Raw genomic sequence first — 16,936 nt, forward strand, 5'->3', positions numbered from 1 at the left:
CAGGGCCGGTCTCCAGGCCCTCCGGGCCCCCTGGACCATGGTCCGGAGCGCGCCCGTCGGCAAAGTCTGGGAGCAGCACCCGTACCGGCCGTCACGGCCCAGGAAGGAAGGACTGCGATGCGTGTCCCGGACATCGACGCCGCCGCCGTCGAGACGCTCGTCTCCGCCGCGGTGGCCGCGCCATCGATCCACAATTCCCAGCCGTGGCGGTTCCGGCTGGATCCGGACACCCCCGCCGTGGAGGTCCGTGCCGCGCTGCGGCGCTCGCTGCCGCTGGCGGACCCGGTGCGCCGGGCCCTGCATCTCTCCGTGGGGGCCGCGGTGTTCAACCTCCGGGTGGCGGCCGCGCACCTGGGCTGGGAACCGGACGTGCACCTGCTTCCGGAGGGGGACGATCCCGAACTCCTCGCCACCGTGCGCCTGTCGGCCGCCCGGGGCACCGGCTCCGGCTGTGCGGACCTGTACGACGCCATTGCGCGGCGGCACACCAGCAGGTTGCCGTTCACGGGCCGTCCCGTGGCGGAGCCGGTGGTGGCGGCGATGGCCTCCGCCGTGCGTGCGGAGGGCGCCCAGGTCCACCTTCCGGGCATCGTGGAGACCAAGGCCCTGCTGGGCCTGACCGCCGAGGCCGAGCGGCGCAACCACGCCGACCGCTGGCGCATCGCGGAGAGCCGGGCGTGGGTCGTCCCGTCCGGGGCGGGGCCGTACGGCGTGCCGGTCACGGCACTGGGCTCCTGGGACACCGCGCAGCGGATGCCGATCCGGGACTTCACGGGGGCCGCGGGCACCCCCCGCCTGCCCGCCCTGCGTTTCGAGCGCCATGCGCAGCTGGCGCTGCTGTGGACGCCCGACGACCGGCCGGTGGACTGGCTCCGGGCCGGGCAGGCGCTGGAGCGCATGCTCCTGGTGGCGACCGCGCGCGGCGTGCGGACCTCCGCGCTGCACCAGGCACTCGAGTGGCCGGATCTCCGCGAGCGCCTGATGCGGCGGCGGTCGCGGTACCCGCAGTTCCTGGTCCGCTTCGGCTACGGGCCCGAGGGCGGCCGGACGCCGCGTGCGCGGGTCGGGCCGGTGTGAGGGAGCGGGAGAGGCCGGTGGTGCCCGTCGCCGCGTGCGGGGCGACGGACACCACCGGCCGGCCTGGTGGACGCTCTCACTCCGCGGGCGTCGTCCGGGGAGCTCCGTAGTAGGCGGTCCGCATGATCTCCTGCATGTCGTCGAGCATCGGCATGCGGGGGTTGGCGGGGGCGCACTGGTCCTCGAAGGCGTTCAGGGCCTGGCGCGGCAGTGCACCGGTGAAGACGGTCTCGTCGATGCCGACGGCGCGGAAGGAGGGTTCGATGCCGACCGCGTCCCGCAGCCGTTCGACCGCGGCGGCGTAGGAGGCCACCCCCTCCTCCGGGGTGTCCGCCGGGAGACCCAGCATCCGGGCGATGTCCTGGAAGCGCTGCGGGGCACGGTAGTTCTCGTACTTGGGCCAGCCGGTGAGCTTGCCGGGCACGGTGCCGTTGTAGCGGATGACGTGCGGCAGCAGGATCGCGTTGGTGCGCCCGTGCGCCACGTGGAAGGTGGCGCCGAGGGTGTGGGCCATGGCGTGGACGATGCCGAGGAAGGCGTTGCCGAAGGCCATGCCGGCGATGGTGCTCGCGTTGTGGACCTTCTCCCGCGCGACGGGCTGTGCCGCCCGGTCGTTCACGGCCTGTTCGAGGTTGTCGAAGATCAGCCGGATGGCGTGCAGGGCGAGGCCGTCGGTGAAGTCGTTGGCGTAGACCGACACATACGCCTCGGTGGCGTGGGTGAGGGCGTCGAAGCCGCTGTCCGCGGCCAGGGCCGGGGGCAGGTCCTTGGTGAGCAGCGGGTCGACGATCGCGACGCTCGGGGTGAGCGCGTAGTCCGCCAGCGGGTACTTGCGGCCCGTGGCCGGGTCGGAGATGACCGCGAACGGGGTGACCTCCGCGCCGGTGCCGGAGGTGGTGGGGATGCACACCAGCCGGGCCCGCTTGCCGAGTTCGGGGAAGCGGAAGGCCCGCTTGCGGATGTCGGAGAACTTCTGCCGCATGTCGGAGAAGTCGACGTCCGGCTGTTCGTACAGCAGCCACATGACCTTGGCCGCGTCCATGGGCGAGCCGCCGCCCAGGGCGATGATGGTGTCCGGGCGGAACTCGCGCATCAGGCGGGCTCCGCGCTGGACGGAGTCGATGCTGGGCTCCGGTTCGACGTTGTCGATGATCTGCACCGTGACCGGTTCGGGCCGGTGCTGCAGCACGCGGTTGACGCGGTCGACGTAGCCGAGGCGGGTCATGGTGGCGTCGGTGACGACGGTGACCCTGCGGACCCCGGCCATGGCGGCGAGGTAGCGGATGGCCTGCGGCTCGAAGTAGATCTTCGGCGGCACCTTGAACCACTGGAGGTTGTTCCGCCGGGCGCTGACCCGCTTGATGTTCAGCAGGTTCGCCGCGGAGACGTTGTCGGAGACCGAGGTGTGTCCCCACGACCCGCAGCCCAGGGTCAGCGACGGCAGCAGCTGGTTGTAGACGCCGCCGATCGCTCCTTGCGACGACGGGGCGTTGACGATGATGCGCACGGTCTTCATACGGCGGCCGTACTCCTCCGCCAGTGCCGGGTCGCCGGTGTGGATGACCGCGCTGTGGCCCTGCCCGTGGAAGGCGACCATGTCGGCGGCCAGGTCGAAGCCTTCGTGCTGCGAGCCCGCACGGAGCACGGTCAGCACCGGGCAGAGCTTCTCGCGGGTGAGGGGCTCGTCGGGGCCCACGCGGCCGGCCTCGGCGAGGATGACGGAGGTGTCCGCGGGGACGGTGAAGCCCGCCTGTCCGGCGATCCATGCCGGACTCCGTCCCACCGCGGCGGGGTTGACGCGGGTGCCGTCGGCGCCGGCCGGCGAGACGGGGAAGAGGAAGGCCTCCAGCTTCCGCTTCTCCTCCGCGCTGGCCACGTGGGCGTGCAGCGTGCGGAATTCCGCGAGCGCCTCGTCGTAGATCTCCGTGTCCAGGATGACGGCCTGTTCGGAGGCGCAGATCATGCCGTTGTCGAAGGACTTCGACAGCACCAGGTCGTTCACGGCACGGCGCAGATCGGCGCTGCGGTGCACGTAGGCGGGAACGTTGCCGGCGCCGACGCCGATGGCGGGCTTGCCCGCCGAATAGGCGGCCTTGACCATGCTGTTGCCTCCGGTGGCCAGGATCAGCGCGACTCCGGGATGGTTCATGAGTTCGCCGGTCGCCTCGATGGACGGGGCCTCGATCCACTGCACGCAGTGTTCGGGGGCGCCCGCCGCGACGGCCGCGTCCCGTACGACGCGGGCCGCCTCGGCGCTGCAGCGCTGGGCGGAGGGGTGGAAGGCGAAGACCACGGGGTTGCGGGTCTTCAGCGCGAGGAGGGCCTTGAAGACGGTGGTGGAGGTGGGGTTGGTGACCGGGGTCACCGCGCACACGACGCCCACCGGTTCGGCGATCGCGGTCATGCCGTCGGTGTCGTCGCGGGCGATGACGCCCACGGTCTTCATCCGGGACATGCTGTCCGTGACGTGCTCGCAGGCGAACATGTTCTTGGCGGCCTTGTCCTCGAAGACGCCCCGGCCGGTCTCCTCGACCGCCAGCCGGGCCAGGCCGGTGTGCTGGTCGAGGGCCGCGACCGAGGCCTTCGCGACGATGCGGTCCACCTGTTCCTGGGTGAAGGACTCGTAATCCGCCAGGGCCTTCAGTCCGTTGGTGACCAGGCGGTCGACGGCGATCGCCGTGTCGGAGGGCGCGTTGCCGGCGGCTCGTCGTCCGGTGTCCTGTCGTTTCATGGTGGGCTCTCCGTCGTCGGAAGTGCGCTGCCGGAGACGTCCGGCGCGGCTGTTCCGGGCGGTGTGCCTCGGCGGTCACCGCCCGCGCCCCCAGCGTTGCGCACGCCCCTCCGGTGCCCGGTGGTCCGAAGGTCCCCGGTCGGGGCCCGGTGGTCCGTCGCCGGGGGCCGTCCGTGGACCACCCGGCCCGGCGCTTCGGGCCGCCGGTCGGGGACGCTCGGCCCCTGCATCGGCCGGGCCCGCGCGCGAAGCTGGAAGGACGCCGCGTGTTCGCGGCGCACGAGGATCGGCGAGAGGGAAGGTCTGCGGTGAAGTCCCGGACAGTCGGTGAGGTGATGACGCGCGAGGTCGCCCATGCGTGCGGCGACACCACGTTCGCGGATCTGATGCTTCTGCTCGACCGGCGGCGCGTCAGTGGTGTGCCGGTGGTGGACGACGACGACAAGGTGCTCGGCGTCGTCTCGGAAGCGGACCTGATCCGCCATCAGGCGGCCGGTGTGCGGGCGAACGGCCGGCCCGGCGCGGGGACGGTGCAGGGGCTGATGTCGACCCCTGCCGTCACCGTCCACCCGGAGCAACGGGTCTCGGACGCCGCGCGGGTCATGGAGCGCCACCACGTCAACCGCCTTCCGGTGGTGGACGAGGAGGACCGGCTGATCGGCATCGTCACGCGGCACGACCTGCTGCGGGTCTTCCTGCGGACGGACGAGGAGATCCGCGCCGACGTGGCGGAGATGCTCGGCCGCCCCCTCGGCCCGCCGCCCGGCTCCGTGGCCGTCTCCGTCGCGGACGGGGTGGTCACTCTGGACGGACGCGTGGACCGCGGCCCGGACGCCTGGGCCGCGATCCGGCTCGCCTGGCGGGTGGACGGCGTCATCGGCGTGGTGAACCGGCTGGTTCCCGCCGTGGAAACCGCGGACTGACGGCCCCGGTCGGGTCAGTCCGCCCTGAGCCCGTGCGCCCGGAACTGCTCGCACACCCGCTTCACCAGGTCCGGCTGCGGCGCCGGGGTGTCGCGCAGGGGGAAGGGCAGGCCGAGTGCCGTGTACTTGGCGGCGCCGAGCTTGTGGAACGGCAGGACGTCGACGCGTTCGACGGCGGACAGCCCCGCCACGAAGGCGGCCAGGCCGTCGACGTCGGCCTCCTGGTCGGTCCAGCCGGGGACGAGTACGTACCGCACCCAGACCGGGATCCCGAGCGCGTCCAGTCGCCGGGCGAAGCGCAGGGTGGGCGCCAACTCGCCGCCGGTGAGCCTGCGGTAGCGGGCGCTGTCGAAGGACTTGATGTCGAGCAGCACCAGGTCGGTGTCGCCGAGCAGGGCGTCGCCGGCCCGGTCCCCCAGGTTCCCCGAGGTGTCGAGGGCCGTGTGCAGGCCGGCCTCCTTGCACCGGCGCAGGATCTCGCCGGTGAAGGCGGGCTGGAGCAGGGGTTCGCCGCCGCTGAGGGTCACTCCCCCGCCCGAAGCGGCCAGGAATGCACGGCACTTGGTGATCTCCGCCATCACCTCGTCCACGGTCGTCGTGCGGCCGTCGCGCATGTGCCAGGTGTCGGGGTTCTGGCAGTACAGGCAGCGCAGCGGGCAGCCGCTGGTGAACAGGACGAAGCGGGTACCGGGCCCGTCGACGCCGGTGGACAGGTCCCAGGAGTGGATCCTGCCCACCGGCGGTGCGGCGTTGTTCACGCGGCACCGTGGAAGGTGCGGCTGATGACGTCCTGCTGCTGCTCGCGGGTGAGCCGGACGAAGTTCACGGCGTATCCGGAGACCCGGATGGTCAGGTCCGGGTACTTCTCCGGGTGTTCCATCGCGTCCTCCAGCGTGGCGCGGTCCAGGACGTTGACGTTCATGTGGAAGCCGCCGGAGGCCATGTAGCCGTCGAGCAGGCCCACCAGGTTCGTCACCCTGTCCTCGGGACTGCGTCCGAGACCGGCGGGGGTGATGGTGGAGGTCAGCGAGATGCCGTCGCGGGCCGCCTCGTAGGGGAGTTTGGCCACCGACAGGGCGGAGGCGGCCATGCCGTGCCGGTCCCGGCCGTTCATGGGGTTGGCGCCCGGAGCGAACGGCTGCCCGGCCCGGCGTCCGTCGGGGGTGTTGCCGGTGTGCTTGCCGTAGACGACGTTGGAGGTGATGGTGAGGACGGACTGGGTGTGCTCGGCGTCCCGGTACGTGGGATGCCGACGGATCTTGCCCATGAAGGACCGTACGAGCCCGACGGCGAGCTCGTCGGCACGGTCGTCGTTGTTGCCGTAGGCCGGGTAGTCGCCCTCCACCGCGTAGTCGACCGCGAGCCCGCTCTCGTCGCGGATCACCTTCACGCGCGCGTACTTGACCGCGGAGAGGCTGTCGGCGGCCACCGAGAGCCCGGCGATGCCGCAGGCCATGGTCCGGCGCACCGGGTGGTCGTGCAGCGCCATCTCGATGCGTTCGTAGGCGTACTTGTCGTGCATGAAGTGGATGACGTTGAGGGCGTCGACGTATGTGCCGGCGAGCCAGTCGAGGACACGGCCGTAGGCCTCCGTGAGCTCCTCGTAGTCCAGGTACTCGCCCGTCAACGGGGTCATGGGCGGGGCGACTTGTTCACCCGAGATCTCGTCCCGGCCGCCGTTGACCGCGTACAGCAGCGCCTTGGCGAGGTTGACGCGGGCTCCGAAGAACTGCATCTGCCTGCCCACGGCCATCGCCGACACGCAGCAGGCGATGGCGGTGTCGTCGCCGGTGCAGGGCCGCATCAGCTCGTCGGACTCGTACTGGATGGAGCTGGTGTCGATGGAGACGCGGGCGCAGAAGCGCTTGAAGCCGTCGGGCAGACGGGGCGACCACAGCACGGTGAGGTTGGGCTCGGGTGCCGGTCCCAGGTTGTAGAGGGTCTGCAGGAAGCGGAAGGAGGTGCGGGTGACCAGGGGGCGGCCGTCGGTTCCGATGCCGCCGATGGACTCCGTCACCCAGGTGGGGTCGCCGGAGAACAGCTCGTCGTACTCGGGGGTGCGCAGGAAGCGGACGATGCGCAGCTTGATGACGAAGTCGTCGATCAGTTCCTGGGCACGCTCCTCGTCGATCCGGCCTTCGGCCAGGTCGCGTTCGAGGTAGATGTCGAGGAAGGTCGAGGTGCGGCCGAGCGACATGGCGGCGCCGTTCTGCTCCTTGACCGCCGCCAGGTAGCCCAGGTACAGCCACTGCACGGCCTCATGGGCGGTGGCGGCCGGACGGGAGACGTCGCAGCCGTAGCCGGCGGCCATGCGCGTGAGTTCGTCCAGGGCGCGCAGTTGTTCCGCCAGTTCCTCGCGGTCGCGGATCACGGCCTCGGTGGAGGGCTGGTCGTCGAGCAGTGCCCGTTCGGCCTGCTTGGCCTCGATCAGGCGGTCCACGCCGTACAGCGCCACGCGGCGGTAGTCGCCGATGATCCGGCCGCGGCCGTAGGCGTCGGGCAGCCCGGTGATGATGTGGGCCTTGCGGGCCCGGCGCATCGCGGGGGTGTAGGCGTCGAAGACACCGTCGTTGTGGGTCTTGCGGTAGGTGCCGAAGACCCTGGTGACGAACGGGTCGGGCTCGTACCCGAAGGCGCGGAGGCCGTTCTCCACCATACGCAGGCCGCCGTTGGGCATGATGGCGCGCTTGAGCGGGGCGTCGGTCTGCAGGCCGACGACGAGTTCGCGGTCGCGGTCGATGTAGCCGGGGGCGTGCGCGGTGATGGTGGAGGGCGTGGCGGCGTCGACGTCGAGGACGCCCTTGCGGCGTTCCTCGGGAAACAGTGCGGTCACCTTGCCCCACACGGCCCGGGTGCGCCCGGTCGGGCCTGCCAGGAAGGCGGAATCGCCTTCGTAGGGCGTGTAGTTGGCCTGGATGAAGTCGCGCACGTCCACGTGTTCGCGCCAGCACGTCCCGGCGAAGCCGCGCCAGGGCTGCGCGGAGGTGTCCACGGTCGGTTCGGCCACTGCGGTCATCTTCTGTCTCCGTACTCGTCGGCGACGCCGGTCGCGGCGGTCGGGCCGGCGTCCGCACAGCCGATGCTCGTCGCCCGGCCCCGGCTGCGCACAGGGCCGCCGGGGTCCGGCTCCCCGCCGACCGGTCCCCTTCCGGGGCGCCGGTGGCGGGTCGCAGGTCCCGGGGCGGGAAGGACTTTCGGCCCGGAAGCCGGTCACGGCGTCGGGCCGCTGCGGGTGTCCGGCACGAGCGCCACGGGGCAGTGCGCGTGGTGCAGCAGGGTGTGGGTGACGGGCCCGAGCTGGAGGCCGAGCCGGCGGGCGCGGCGGTGGGCGGAGACCACGACGACGTCGGCCGTCCGGCTCGCCTCGGTGAGCGCGTGCCCGGCACCGAGGCACATGGCCACCGTGTCGACCTCGACCCCGGGGTGTTCGCCGCGCAGGGCGGCGACCGCGTACTCCGGCACGGCCTCGGCGGACTTCGCCAGCAGTTGCACGTCGTCCCACTGCAACGGCGCCGGGGGGCACAGGCTCGGGGCCGCGGGGTAGCGCCAGGCGTGCAGCACGCGCAGAACCGCACCGCGGCGGGCCGCTTCCTCGAAGCCGAAGCGGAGCGCGCCGAGGTCGGCCTCCGACTCCAGGCCCACCAGGACGCAGTTCCGCTCGTTCGTCGCCGAACCGCGGACGACGAGCAGGGGGCCGGTGCAGTGGGCGGCCACGCGCAGGGTGACCGATCCCAGCAGCAGCTCGCCGAAGCCTCCGTGGCCGCGGGTGCCGACGACGGTCAGTGCTGCGGTGCGTCCGGCGCGCACCAGTGCCCTGGCGGCGGGCTCTGTGGTCAGCGTCGGCACGACGGGCAGGTGGCGTGCGCGGCCGTGTACGCGGGTGACGGCCCGGTCCAGGGAGGCGCGGGACAGCTGGTGGAGCGAGGGGCCGCCGGGTGCCATGGCCATGTCGGGAGACCGGTGTCTGCCCCAGGGCCAGCCGCACAGGATCTCCAGGGTGGTTCCGCGCCGTAAGGCCTCGTCGGCGGCGAGGTCCAGCGCGGGAAGGGCGCGTGCCGAGCCGTCGAAGCCGACCAGGACCCGGCTCTTGCGGGCAGTGGTGGCACCGGACATGTCTGTCTCCTCGGGTCCTCGGGACTGAGGTGCGGGACGAGGCCAGCGTCCGCCGCGCGCCCGGAGTGCGGCAGGGGCCGGCCCGGACCGCCGGGTGGGCCGACCGGCCCATGGCGGCTTGTACTGCTTTGGCCCATCCTCGGAAGCAGGAGACGTGCGCAGGGCACGGGAACGAGCCGACGGGAGCCGGGAGCTGTGGACAGGTCAAGGACGTTCTCGGCGGAGCAGCCGGTCCGGGTGTTCCTGCTGGACGACCACGAGGTCGTCCGGCGCGGCATCCAGGATCTGCTGGACGCCGAGGACGACATCACGGTCGTCGGCGACGCGGGCACCATCGCCCAGGCGCTCGTCCGGGGTCCGGCCCTCCGGCCGGACGTCGCGGTGCTGGACGTGCGGCTGCCGGACGGTGACGGCATCACGGTCTGCCGGGAGCTGCGGTCGCGGATGCCCGGTCTGGCCTGCCTGATGCTCACCTCGTTCGACGACGACGACGCGCTGCTCGACGCGATCATGGCGGGGGCCGCCGGCTACGTCCTCAAGCAGATCAAGGGCTCCGACCTGGTGACCGCCGTCCGCACGGTCGCGACCGGCCAGTCGATGCTCGACCCCGCCACCACCGCCCGTCTGATGACCACGCTGCGCGGGGCGCAGGACGCCGGGAGCGAGCCGGAGGACGAGCGGCTGGCAGACCTCTCCCCGCGCGAGCGCGACATCCTCGCGCTGATCGGCGAGGGGCTGACGAACCGTCAGATCGGTGAGCGGCTCTTCCTCTCGGAGAAGACGGTCAAGAACCACATCTCCCGGCTGCTCGCCAAGCTGGGCGTGGAGCGGCGCATCCAGGCGGCCGTGATCGCCACGGAGGCGGCCAAGGGCGGCAACACGCCGTAGGAGGGCGCCCCGTCAGGGGCGCTACCCGGTGAGCGGGATCCGCCAGGTGAGGACCGTGCCGCCGCCGGGGCGCCCGGTGAACTCGAGTGCGCCGCCGTGCTGTTCGGCACGTTCGGCAAGGTTGCGCAGCCCGCTGCGCCGCCCGCCCTCGGGTATGCCGACACCGTTGTCGGCGACGGTCACCACCAGCTGCTCGCCGGTGTTGACGACGGACACGTCCACGGACGTCGCCTGCGCGTGCCGGGCCACGTTGGCCAGCGCCTCCTCCAGCACGGCGGCCGCGTCCTCGGCGGCCGCACGGGGCACCTGCGTGTCCAGCAGGCCTTCCATCCGCAGGCTCGGGGCGAAGCCCAGGATCCGGCCGGCCTCGCCCGTCTTCTGGACGACCCGGGTGCGCAGGCCGTGCTGGGGAGCGGCCTCCCTGGCCCGCAGGCCGAAGATCGCCGACCTGATGATCTTGATCGTCTCGTCCAGGTCGTCGACGGCCCGCCGGACGCGTTCCGACGCCTCGGCATGGTCGATGAACCGGTCGGCGCTCTGCAGCGTCATCCCGGTGGCGAACAGCCGCTGAATGGCCAGATCGTGCAGGTCACGGGCGATCCGGTCGCGGTCCTCGAGCAGCACCAGCTGCTCGGCGTCCGCGCGCCGCTCGGCCAGCTCCAGGGCCAGGGCCGCCTGCCCGGCGAACGAGAGCAGCGGCCCGGTCTCCTGCTCGGAGAAGCCCGGCCGGCCGCTGCCGCGTACCAGGAACAGCACGCCCCGCACCGTGGCACCCGACATGACCGGCACCGCCACCGCGGGCCCGAACCCGGCGAGGACCCGCGATGCCGCGACGGCGCGCGGATCCGCACCGATGTCACGGCTGTGGACCGGCTCCCCGGCCTCGTACGCGGCACCCACCAGCGAGCCGTCGGCCGGCAGCACCAGACCGCGCAGCGCATCGGCCCGGGCGCCCACGGCGACCTCCACGGTCAGTGCGGAGTCCCCGTCCAGCGGCAGGGAGAACGTCGCCAGTTCCGCGCCCGTGATCTCCCTGGCCAGCTCGGCGATCAGGACCATGACATCCGCCGACGGGCTGCCCGACATCAGGCTCGTGGTCACCTCGGCGCTCGCCCGCAGCCACCGCTCGCGCCGCGTGGACTCCTCGTACAGGCGGGCGTTGTCGATCGCCACGCCGGCGGCCACGGCGAGCGTGGAGAGCACCGCCTCGTCCTCGTCCTCGAAGTCCGCGCCACCGCGCTTCTCGGTGAGGTACAGGTTGCCGAAGACCTCGTCGCGCACCCGGATCGGCACCCCCAGGAAGCTGTGCATCGGCGGGTGGTTCGGCGGGAAGCCGTACGAGGCCGGGTGTTCGGAGAGCTTGGGCAGGCGCAGCGGCTCCGGGTGGCGGATCAGCTCGCCGAGGATGCCGTGCCCCTCCGGGAAGGGGCCGATGGCCTCGATCTGCCCGTCGGTCAGGCCCACGGTCAGGAACTGCGACAGCGTGCGGCCGTCCGGCCCGATCACGCCCAGGGCGCCGTACCGGGCGTCCACCAGCACGACGGCCGCCTCCACGATGCGCCGCAGCACATGTTCCAGGTCCAGCTCGCGCCCCACCGAGAGCACGGCCTCCAGCAGGCTGTGCACCCGGTCCCGGGTACCGCGTGCGGCGTCCAGCCGCGCCTGCAGCTCCTCCAGCAGCTCGTCCAGCCTGAGCTGCGGCAGCCGCACCGGCTCTTGCCCGGTGTTCCTCAACACGCCTCCTCCGACCCGTACCCGGCCCACCCCCCTGGTGCAACCGTACCGAGCCCCGGCGCAGGGAACGCCCCGGTATGCCCAAGATCTCCGGATGCCCGGCGGCGTGCCGGGCGGGCCGGGGCCCGGAATGCGCCCGGCGAGGGCCGTTCGCCCTCGCATCGGGACCGGCCGGCCCACCCCGTGGGCACCGGCACCGGCGGAGGCTGGGGGCCGACGGAGGCATCGGGCACGTGGTCGCGGGGCGACCGGGCAGGAGGAGCACAGCCATGGCCAGGACCGGGGTTCTCGCCGCCCTCTCGGCGGACCAGGAGCGGCAGTTGACGGCCCTCGCCCGCGAGGTGTCGTTCCCCGTCGGGACCCGCATCTTCGAGGAGGACGGCGAGGCGGACCGGTTCTGGGTCCTGCGCACGGGCACGGTCCACCTCGACCTCCGGGTGCCGGGCCGCAGGCCCGCCGTCGTCGACAGCGTCGGACCCGGCGGGCTCCTCGGCTGGTCGTGGCTGTGCCCGCCGCACGAGTGGCACCTCGGCGCCGAAGCCGTCAGCCCCGTGCGGGCGTGGGAGTTCGAGGCGGCCCCGGTCCGCGCCCTGTGCGAGCGCGACCCGCTGCTCGACCACGCCCTGCTGACGCATGTCGCCACCGTCATCGGCCGCCGGCTCCGCGCGGCCCGTACGCGGCTGCTCGGCCCCTGAGGCGCGGATTCCCGCTCGCCCGGGGCCGGTTGCGGCCGAAGAGCGCCCAACAGGCCCTCCGGACAAGGCCGGTGGCCTCTGGCGCCCTGGCGCGACACGGCCGATGGTGGGAACGAACCGGCACAGCAGGACCTGGAGGCGGTGGCAACAATGGACCTTCCCGTCGTCGTGGGAACCGACGGATCCCGTGCGAGTCTGGAGGCGGTGGACTGGGCGGCCGACGCGGCCGTCCTCCGCGAACTGCCCCTGTGGATCGTCCATGCAGGCTCGGACGGTACGCGCTCCGGACGTTCCGCGGCACGGGCCGAGGAGGTCTGCGACCTCGCTGCCGAGCGTGCCGCGCTGCGCTCCTCCCGGCTCAAGGTGACGGCCGAATCCGTGTGGGGCGCGGCCACCATGGCCCTGCTGGAGGCCTCGCACGGCGCGTCCCTCGTCGTCGTCGGACACCGCGGACAGGGCGGAGGGGTGACCTCGCTGTTCCTGGGCCCGGTGGCCACGGCGGTCGCGGCCCACGCGCACTGTCCGGCCGTGGTCGTCCGCGGCCGCCCGGACAACGTCCACGGCCGCACCCACCGGATCACCGTGGGGATCAGCAGGCAGCACCCGGAGGAATCGGCCGTGTCCTTCGCCTTCGCCGAGGCGGCGCTGCGGCGGTGCGAGGTGGAAACGGTGTTCGCCTGGTCCGGCACCGGCGGTGACCCGCGGGACGCGGGCCGGCTGCGGCGCGAACACGCCACCGACGAGGCGCTGCGGTCGGCGACCCGGGCCCACCCCGGCGTGCCCCTGCTGGCGTACCCCGTCGGGGGGCCGACGCACACGGCCCTGCTCCGGGCCTCCGCCGCGTCGGACCTGCTCGTGCTGGGCGCACGCCCGCACGGCTCCCCCGGGCCCCGGCTGGGCGTGGTGAACGGCACGGTGCTCCAGCACGCGCACTGCCCGGTCGCTGTCGTCCCGCGCTGGTGAGCCGTCTGCTCACCGGGGCAGCTCGGCCGACCGGTCGGGGACGAACGTCTGGAGGTCCCGGGAGGGCCGCTGGTAGCCGGTGGAGGGCGGGCGGGGCGGGAGTTCGAGGTCGGGCCGGGGGACGTCGTGGTACGGAACCGTCGAGAGCAGGTGGGCGATCATATTGATGCGGGCCGCGCGCTTGTCGTCGCCCTCGACGACGTACCAGGGCGCCTCGGGGATGTCGGTGTGCGCGAACATCTCGTCCTTGGCCCGGGAGTAGGCCTCCCAGCGGGTGATCGACTCCAGGTCCATCGCCGACAGCTTCCAGCGCCGCGTCGGATCCTCCAGCCTGCTGCGGAACCGCTGCTCCTGCACCTCGTCGCTCACCGAGAACCAGTACTTGCGCAACAGGATCCCGTCCTCGACGAGGAGCCGCTCGAAGACCGGGCACTGGCGCAGGAACCGCGCGTGCTCCGCCTCCGTGCAGAAGCCCATGACGCGCTCGACGCCGGCGCGGTTGTACCAGCTGCGGTCGAACAGCACGATCTCCCCCGCGGCCGGCAACTCGGCCGCGTAGCGCTGGAAATACCACTGCGTGCGCTCCCGGTCGTTCGGCACGGGCAGTGCGGCGATCCGGGCGACCCGCGGATTCAGCCGCTCGGTGACCCGCCGGATCGCGCCGCCCTTGCCCGCCGCGTCGCGGCCCTCGAAGACCACGACGAGCCGCTCGCCCTCCGCCCGTACCCACTCCTGCAGCGTGACCAGCTCGGCCTGGAGCCGGCGCAGCTCCCGCTTGTAGGCCCGGCCCGGCAGGTGCTCCGGCCGTTTGTTCCCGGTCACTGCCGCCACCTCCCGTGTGCCCTCCGCCGCCGCGTCAGCGGATGCGGCAGCCGGTGACCATGTCCAGGCTGATGCTGATCACGTGGTCCATCTCCTCGCCTATCCACGGTTCGAGCGCCGCCCGGTAGTGCCGCTGCAGGGCGGGGTCCCGCACCAGGTGCGCCTCGCCGGTGACCACGACGCTCCAGCCGGTGCACTTCTCAGTGTCGAACTCGTCGGCTTCGTACGCCACCACGGCCCCGTCCCGGGCCGGGCCGAGCATGGCGGCACCGGTGTGGGTCCGGATGATGATCTGGTCGTCCAGGAGGACGTGGTTGACCGGCCGGATCGCGGGCAGCGCCTGGTGGCTGAAGACCAGGCGGCCGATCCGTGCGCCGTCGAGGAGCTCCAGCGCCTCCTGCCGGGAGAGCTCCGCCGGGGCCGGCGGACCCGGCCGGGAGTCGTCGGGGGTGGAAATCCGTGCCATGCGACCAGTCAGGCACGGCCCGCGCCGGTCCGGCTAGGGCTGAACGGCCCCGGGGAGAGGCCGCCCGGCCGCGGGGCCGGGCCGGTGTCCCGGCCCGTTCGCCTGCGCCGCCCATGGTGGTAGGCCCGGTGCCCGCCGGACAGGGACCGTTCGGTCCCCGGCCACCGCCCGCGCGGCCCCACCGCAGGCCCTTCGGCCCCGTGACCGCGCCCTCCCGGTCGGCCGACCGTGGACTCGCACGAGCCGGACAGGACGACTGCCGCTCAGGGAGGCACAGGATGAACGTACGAGGCACCTCCCGCCCGCGAGGGCCACTCCCGCACCGCTTCCGCCTGCGGGCGGCCAACCCGCTGCGACGGCGTTCCGACCGCTGCCAGTCGTGGCTCGGCACCTGTCTCCTGCTGCTCCTGATCCTCGCCGTGCCGACGGTCCCGGTCCTGGTCGCCCAGGACGTCTACGCGTCCGAGATGCGCACGCTGCACGCGCAGTCGGCACAGCGACACCGGATCGCCGCGCGCGTCACCGCGGACGCACAGGGCTCCTCCGCCGGGGACAGCCTGCAACGGGCACCCGTCCGCTGGACGGATGCGACGGGTGCGGCACGGACCGGCACTGCGGACGTCCCCGCAGGATCGGCCAAGGGCGACAGGGTCTCGATCTGGGTGGACCGCGCGGGACGGCCGGCGAAGCCGCCGATGCGGCGCGAGGAGGCGCTGACGGCCGGCTGGTTCGCCGCGTGCCTGACAGGGGCGGGACTCGTCCTCGTGTACTGCGGCGCCCGCGCGGCGCTCGTCGGGATGCTGAACCGCCGGCGGTACGCCCGCTGGGAAGCGGAGTGGGAGGCGGTGGAGCCGCGGTGGTCGGGGCGGTCGCGCGGGTGACGGAGCCACGCGGTGCCGGGGCCTCAGCCGGTCGGGACGAGGACCACCGGGCAGTGCGCGTGGTGCAGCACCGCATGAGTGACCGGCCCCAGTTGGAGGCCGAGGCGGCTGCTCGCGCGGTGGGCGGCGATGACGACGACGTCCGCCTCCCTGCTCGCCTCGGTCAGGGCATGGCCGGCCCCCGTGCACAGGGCCTCGGTGCGGACGCGGACACCGGGGTACGCGTCGCGCAAGGGTGCGACCGCGAACTCCGGAACGGCTTCGGCCGCCTTCGCCAGTACGCGCACGTCGTCGCGGAAGAGCGGTCCCGGGGGCTGCGTGCCGGGCGAGGCGGGGTACTGCCAGGCGTGCAGCACCCGCAGGTCCGCGCCGAGCCGTACCGCTTCCTCGAAGCCGAAGCGCAGGGCGTCGGTGTCGGCGTCGGACTCGACGCCGACGAGGACGCTCCTGCGCGTGCCCCGCACGTCGTCGCGGACGACGAGCAGGGGGCTCGTGGTGTGGGCGGCCACCCGCAGGGTGACCGAGCCCAGCAGGAGCCCGGCGAATCCGCCGTGGCCCCGGCTGCCGAGCACGGTCAGACAGGCGGAGTGCCCGGACCGGACGAGTGCGCGGGCGGGCGCTTCGACGGTCAGGGTGGGGGTCACGGACAGGCCGGGGGCGCGCCTGTGGACCCGTATGACGGCCCGCTTCATGGCCAGCCCTGCCTGTTCGTGGAGGACTTGGCCGTCCCCGCACCTCATCACGGACTCGGGGACCAGGTTCCTTCCCCAGGGCCAGCCGCACAGGACCTCCAGCCCGGTGCCGCGGCGCGCGGCTTCGTCGGCGGCACGGTCCAGGGCTCGCAGGGAATGCTCGGAACCGTCGTAGCCGACGAGGACCCGGCCCTGCCGGGGAGTTGCCGTACGGGACACGATGTGCTCCTTCAGGTCTCAGAACTGGGGTCCGACGACGGGCGGTTCGGGGATCCGGCGCCCGGCCGGGGGCGCGTCGAGGCGCAGTTCGACGTTGACGACGCCTGCCACGGCCCGTACCAGCCGGGCCATGACCGGCACCATGGCCGGGTCGGGAAGCCGTCCGGTCACGGTGACCACCCCTTCCGTCACCGCCACCTCGGCCGTGGGCCTGCTGTTGCGGAAGAAGTGGCCCACGATCTCGTCCTGCACCTCGCGGGCGATGTCCTCGTCGTCGCGCAGGTAGACCCTGAGCAGGTCGCTGCGGCTGACGATGCCCGTCAGCCGCCCGTTCCCGTCCACGACGGGAAGCCGTTTGACGCCCTTGCGGGCCATCAGGCGCGCGGCCTCCGCCAGGGTCGCGTGTCCGCCGATGGTGACGGCGGGGGTGCTCATCAGCTCCCCGGCCGTCCCGGCCCCGGCCTTGACCAGGTCGTCCAGGTGGCGCAGCTGCTCGATGCGGGAGGGGTCGCAGTCCTTGAACTGCTGTTTGGGCAGCAGGTCGGCCTCGGAGACCATGCCGACGACGTGTCCTTCGCCCTCGACCACCGGTACGGCGCTCACCTTCCACTGTGCGAGCGTCCTGATGATTTCCTTGTAGGCGGCGCTGCGGCTGACCGCCACGACCGTCTGCGTCATCACATCGCCGACCGTGCACGGAGTGTCCTTCATCGTGGCCTCCCTCTCCGACCT

At 73.0% G+C, this 16,936-nt stretch carries 15 protein-coding genes; 6 read left to right on the forward strand and 9 right to left on the reverse strand.

What is annotated here, in order from left to right; genetic code table 11:
- Positions 1-117: 117 nt before the first annotated feature.
- Positions 118-1,077 carry an Acg family FMN-binding oxidoreductase gene (locus HG542_RS13900; protein ID WP_171081174.1) on the forward strand — a complete coding sequence of 320 codons (960 nt, stop codon included), beginning with the start codon at positions 118-120 and terminating at the stop codon, positions 1,075-1,077.
- Positions 1,078-1,153: 76 nt separating this feature from the next.
- Here HG542_RS13900 and adhE read toward each other — a convergent pair whose 3' ends face one another.
- Positions 1,154-3,808, reverse strand: coding sequence for a bifunctional acetaldehyde-CoA/alcohol dehydrogenase (adhE, locus tag HG542_RS13905; RefSeq protein WP_171081176.1), 2,655 nt, complete (start codon positions 3,806-3,808; stop codon positions 1,154-1,156).
- 308 nt (positions 3,809-4,116) lie between these two features.
- On the opposite strand from adhE, the gene HG542_RS13910 reads away from it, so the two are divergent.
- Positions 4,117-4,731 carry a CBS domain-containing protein gene (locus HG542_RS13910; protein WP_229922715.1) on the forward strand — a complete coding sequence of 205 codons (615 nt, stop codon included), beginning with the start codon at positions 4,117-4,119 and terminating at the stop codon, positions 4,729-4,731.
- A gap of 14 nt (positions 4,732-4,745) precedes the next feature.
- On the opposite strand, the gene pflA is transcribed toward HG542_RS13910, so the two are convergent.
- The 3 genes from pflA to HG542_RS13925 all read right to left on the reverse strand — a co-directional run bounded on the left by pflA (position 4,746) and on the right by HG542_RS13925 (position 8,844).
- Complete coding sequence (gene pflA / locus HG542_RS13915) at positions 4,746-5,489, reverse strand: pyruvate formate-lyase-activating protein (RefSeq protein WP_171081178.1); 744 nt, start codon at positions 5,487-5,489, stop codon at positions 4,746-4,748.
- Positions 5,486-7,747 carry a formate C-acetyltransferase gene (pflB, locus tag HG542_RS13920; RefSeq protein WP_171081179.1) on the reverse strand — a complete coding sequence of 754 codons (2,262 nt, stop codon included), beginning with the start codon at positions 7,745-7,747 and terminating at the stop codon, positions 5,486-5,488. Before pflB ends, pflA begins: the two co-directional genes overlap by 4 nt.
- Positions 7,748-7,941: 194 nt before the next feature.
- Positions 7,942-8,844: a universal stress protein gene (locus HG542_RS13925; protein ID WP_171081181.1), complete on the reverse strand. Its 903-nt coding sequence runs from the start codon at positions 8,842-8,844 to the stop codon at positions 7,942-7,944.
- Positions 8,845-9,039: 195 nt separating this feature from the next.
- Between HG542_RS13925 and HG542_RS13930 the strand changes: the two genes are divergently transcribed.
- A complete protein-coding gene (locus tag HG542_RS13930; protein WP_171081183.1) occupies positions 9,040-9,732 on the forward strand; it encodes a response regulator in 693 nt (230 codons plus the stop codon).
- A gap of 21 nt (positions 9,733-9,753) precedes the next feature.
- Here the strand turns inward: HG542_RS13930 and HG542_RS13935 are convergent, their stop codons facing one another.
- On the reverse strand, positions 9,754-11,466 hold the full coding sequence (locus HG542_RS13935; RefSeq protein WP_171081184.1) for a sensor histidine kinase: 1,713 nt from the start codon (positions 11,464-11,466) through the stop codon (positions 9,754-9,756).
- Between the two features lie 269 nt (positions 11,467-11,735).
- On the opposite strand from HG542_RS13935, the gene HG542_RS13940 reads away from it, so the two are divergent.
- Both HG542_RS13940 and HG542_RS13945 read left to right on the forward strand, forming a co-directional pair.
- Positions 11,736-12,161 carry a cyclic nucleotide-binding domain-containing protein gene (locus HG542_RS13940; protein ID WP_171081186.1) on the forward strand — a complete coding sequence of 142 codons (426 nt, stop codon included), beginning with the start codon at positions 11,736-11,738 and terminating at the stop codon, positions 12,159-12,161.
- 150 nt (positions 12,162-12,311) lie between these two features.
- A complete protein-coding gene (locus HG542_RS13945; RefSeq protein WP_176606542.1) occupies positions 12,312-13,124 on the forward strand; it encodes a universal stress protein in 813 nt (270 codons plus the stop codon).
- A gap of 9 nt (positions 13,125-13,133) precedes the next feature.
- Here HG542_RS13945 and ppk2 read toward each other — a convergent pair whose 3' ends face one another.
- Together ppk2 and HG542_RS13955 are read right to left on the reverse strand one after the other, a co-directional pair.
- Positions 13,134-13,946 carry a polyphosphate kinase 2 gene (ppk2, locus tag HG542_RS13950; RefSeq protein ID WP_171081191.1) on the reverse strand — a complete coding sequence of 271 codons (813 nt, stop codon included), beginning with the start codon at positions 13,944-13,946 and terminating at the stop codon, positions 13,134-13,136.
- A gap of 34 nt (positions 13,947-13,980) precedes the next feature.
- Positions 13,981-14,412: a pyridoxamine 5'-phosphate oxidase family protein gene (locus HG542_RS13955; protein ID WP_171081193.1), complete on the reverse strand. Its 432-nt coding sequence runs from the start codon at positions 14,410-14,412 to the stop codon at positions 13,981-13,983.
- Between the two features lie 278 nt (positions 14,413-14,690).
- Between HG542_RS13955 and HG542_RS13960 the strand changes: the two genes are divergently transcribed.
- Positions 14,691-15,293, forward strand: a complete 603-nt coding sequence (locus tag HG542_RS13960) for an Rv1733c family protein (RefSeq protein ID WP_171081195.1) — start codon at positions 14,691-14,693, stop codon at positions 15,291-15,293.
- Between the two features lie 23 nt (positions 15,294-15,316).
- Here HG542_RS13960 and HG542_RS13965 read toward each other — a convergent pair whose 3' ends face one another.
- Together HG542_RS13965 and HG542_RS13970 are read right to left on the reverse strand one after the other, a co-directional pair.
- Positions 15,317-16,204 carry a universal stress protein gene (locus tag HG542_RS13965; RefSeq protein WP_171081197.1) on the reverse strand — a complete coding sequence of 296 codons (888 nt, stop codon included), beginning with the start codon at positions 16,202-16,204 and terminating at the stop codon, positions 15,317-15,319.
- A gap of 18 nt (positions 16,205-16,222) precedes the next feature.
- On the reverse strand, positions 16,223-16,915 hold the full coding sequence (locus HG542_RS13970; RefSeq protein WP_171081199.1) for a CBS domain-containing protein: 693 nt from the start codon (positions 16,913-16,915) through the stop codon (positions 16,223-16,225).
- Positions 16,916-16,936 lie beyond the last annotated feature (21 nt).

The organism is Streptomyces morookaense (genome assembly GCF_013030945.1).
Lineage (GTDB): Bacteria > Actinomycetota > Actinomycetes > Streptomycetales > Streptomycetaceae > Streptomyces > Streptomyces morookaensis.

Bases quoted from the DNA above. Each gene is read 5' to 3' on its own strand.
- HG542_RS13900 (WP_171081174.1), top strand. From the start codon at position 118: ATGCGTGTCCCGGACATCGACGCCGCCGCCGTCGAGACGCTCGTCTCC.
- HG542_RS13970 (WP_171081199.1), bottom strand. From the start codon at position 16,915: ATGAAGGACACTCCGTGCACGGTCGGCGATGTGATGACGCAGACGGTC.
- HG542_RS13955 (WP_171081193.1), bottom strand. From the start codon at position 14,412: ATGGCACGGATTTCCACCCCCGACGACTCCCGGCCGGGTCCGCCGGCC.
- HG542_RS13925 (WP_171081181.1), bottom strand. From the start codon at position 8,844: ATGTCCGGTGCCACCACTGCCCGCAAGAGCCGGGTCCTGGTCGGCTTC.
- HG542_RS13940 (WP_171081186.1), top strand. From the start codon at position 11,736: ATGGCCAGGACCGGGGTTCTCGCCGCCCTCTCGGCGGACCAGGAGCGG.
- HG542_RS13945 (WP_176606542.1), top strand. From the start codon at position 12,312: ATGGACCTTCCCGTCGTCGTGGGAACCGACGGATCCCGTGCGAGTCTG.
- adhE (WP_171081176.1), bottom strand. From the start codon at position 3,808: ATGAAACGACAGGACACCGGACGACGAGCCGCCGGCAACGCGCCCTCC.
- pflB (WP_171081179.1), bottom strand. From the start codon at position 7,747: ATGACCGCAGTGGCCGAACCGACCGTGGACACCTCCGCGCAGCCCTGG.
- HG542_RS13960 (WP_171081195.1), top strand. From the start codon at position 14,691: ATGAACGTACGAGGCACCTCCCGCCCGCGAGGGCCACTCCCGCACCGC.